Annotated in this window: 2 protein-coding genes; one reads left to right on the forward strand and one right to left on the reverse strand. The window is 55.7% G+C overall.

Going from position 1 to position 2,237, the window contains the following annotated elements; all coding sequences use genetic code 11:
* Positions 1 to 51 precede the first annotated feature (51 nt).
* Positions 52 to 663: a DUF4372 domain-containing protein gene (locus F790_RS13985; protein ID WP_019592011.1), complete on the reverse strand. Its 612-nt coding sequence runs from the start codon at positions 661 to 663 to the stop codon at positions 52 to 54.
* A 468-nt stretch (positions 664 to 1,131) separates the two neighbouring features.
* Here F790_RS13985 and F790_RS14620 point away from each other — a divergent pair.
* On the forward strand, positions 1,132 to 2,237 hold a 1,106-nt coding region (locus tag F790_RS14620), incomplete at its 3' end, for a leucine-rich repeat domain-containing protein (RefSeq protein ID WP_198004671.1).

Below are 2,237 nucleotides of genomic sequence, written 5' to 3' on the forward strand. Positions count from 1 at the left end.
CGGCCGACGGTGCGGCGGTTGTCTCGCAAACGGTCGTTTTTGCGACGCTGGTCAGGCCGACCCTGGGAGCACCCGAAAGGAGGGGATCGACCGCCGGGTTGAGACCGATTGCATCACGAACGGGGAGTATCGCCGGATCCAGAGCGCCATCGAGGGCCTCGAAAAGGACCCCCTGTCTGTCAACCTGAAGCCATACAGCCCCAGATGCAGCTTGAAGGCCGCCTTCTTCGGTGCGATGTCCGCCCAGGGAAAGACCTTCATCGACAGGTCGATCAATGAGCCATCCAGCGAGAACAGCTTGCCCTTGAACCGGAAGCGCTTGCCCGGCACGGAACCACTGGACTGCAGTCGCGTATACAGCAGCCCGAAGAGCTCCTGGAAGAAATCCGCGTTGAGCGTCTCGTTCCCGCGCGCCAGGGCCGAACGGCTGACCGAACGGGTGTTCAGGTGATAGCGCAGCGCGGGATCGCTCATCAGCGCGGACTCGATATCACGCAGGCTGTGCCGCTGGCCCACATGTCCAACCACCAGAGCCAGAAACTGGCTCCAGCGGGACAAGGCGTCGCTGCGCCGCGGCCCATCCAGCTTCGTCGCCAGGCGCTCGAATTCAAGTCGCGGCACGGATTGGAGAAGCTGACGAAGTACAGTAGCATGGTAGGCCATAGCCCGATTCCTCGTTTCGATTCAACGTTTTGTGGTGAAACCATTGTATCGAAAACGGCCCAGGAATCGGGCTATCTATCTGAATTAAGTGGGACAGCAGTGGATCAGACGACGCAGAAGAGCAGAAGTTTCGGGAGTGGGACGAAGCTGGCAGCGACGTGCTGGAGCCACTCGATCCAGCGTACGTCCCGACGAAGACCCCGGAGCAGTTAATGGCGGAGCACCCCGAATGGCGCGGGTATCGGCAAGCCATGTCTGCAATCAAGGCACAGGGGCTCGACTAGCCAAGCGTGGTGAGGTTCGAGAAGGTCCTAGCTGGCCGGCTCAAGCGGAACGACCCAACACCAAGCGAGACCCACACGTTCAGGTGCGAACATTGAATACCCCTTACACCTTGGTCAAAACGCCGGGTAGGTTCACAGACCAAGTTTGCCGAAGTGGTGGATTCCCCAAGAGAAGCGAAGAAACATGAGTGAAAAGGAAAAATTTCCGCTTGTCCCGGCGTCCTCCACTTCAGTCGCGCGACTCGACGAAGGTTCGAGCACGGTTTTGTCACGTATGTCTGACGATGTTCTGGCGGCCGCGCGGGACCAGGAACACGCCCGAGAGCAGGCTCGATTCAGGGCTGGGGGATACGAGTTCCGCGAGGCGGATTATCGGCAAATTAACAGTTGGGCGGTTGATTTGGGCCTCACTCCTGATGCAGTTGTGAAGATTTTGGCCGCCACGCATTGGAATTGGACTTTTGGTAGGCATTTAGACGACATCGAGTTTACCGTCGTCGATGGGCGCATCACTGAACTTGTAATTGACTTCGATGAGCTACCGATCGATGACCTCTTCTGGGTCGAGGGTCTTCGCATTGATACCCTTGCTTTCAAGTCCAACCGTCCACTCTCCGGTGTTTCATGGCGTCTTCCTGATAGACTTCGGACATTGGTATCTTGCGGTGTGGGGCTACTCGATCTGGATCTTTCGAATGTTCCGTGGTTGCTCTCGCTCTATTGCACAGGAAACCGATTAACTAAGCTAGACTTAGCGGGTGTTCCACGGCTAAAGGTTCTTGATTGCGAGGACAATGCGTTGACTGATCTGGACCTTTCTGGTGTACCGGAGCTCCGGGAACTCAATTGCAGCTATAACAGGATGACCGCTCTGAATCTCTCGAGTTTGCCAAGGCTAACGAAACTCGATTGTGAAGGAAACGCGTTGACCGTTCTGGAGCTTTCGGGTGTACCAAGGGTGACGGACCTTTTTTGTGCAAAGAATAATTTTACCAAGTTGGATTGCTCCAGTGTTCCAGGGCTAAAGAGGCTCGATTGCCGTGAAAACGAATTGTCCAAGCTCGATCTTTCGGGTTTGTCGAGGCTGGAGCTGCTCGATTGCTGGGATAACCATCTGATCCATCTGGACCTTTCCGACACTGGAGGGCTCAAAGAACTAGGGTGCGGGGCAAACCAATTGACCGAGTTGGACCTGTCGGGTGTGCCCGATCTTACGATACTGCTTTGTAGTCGCAATGAGCTAGACGAGTTGGATATACGACCGGTAAGAAGAGTCACGCAGCTTAATAT

Origin of the sequence: Thioalkalivibrio sp. ALE20 (genome assembly GCF_000381405.1) — a bacterium.
Taxonomy (GTDB): Bacteria; Pseudomonadota; Gammaproteobacteria; order Ectothiorhodospirales; family Ectothiorhodospiraceae; genus Thioalkalivibrio.

Excerpts from the sequence above, each read along its gene's own strand:
- F790_RS13985 (WP_019592011.1), bottom strand. The coding sequence starts at position 663 with ATGGCCTACCATGCTACTGTACTTCGTCAGCTTCTCCAATCCGTGCCG.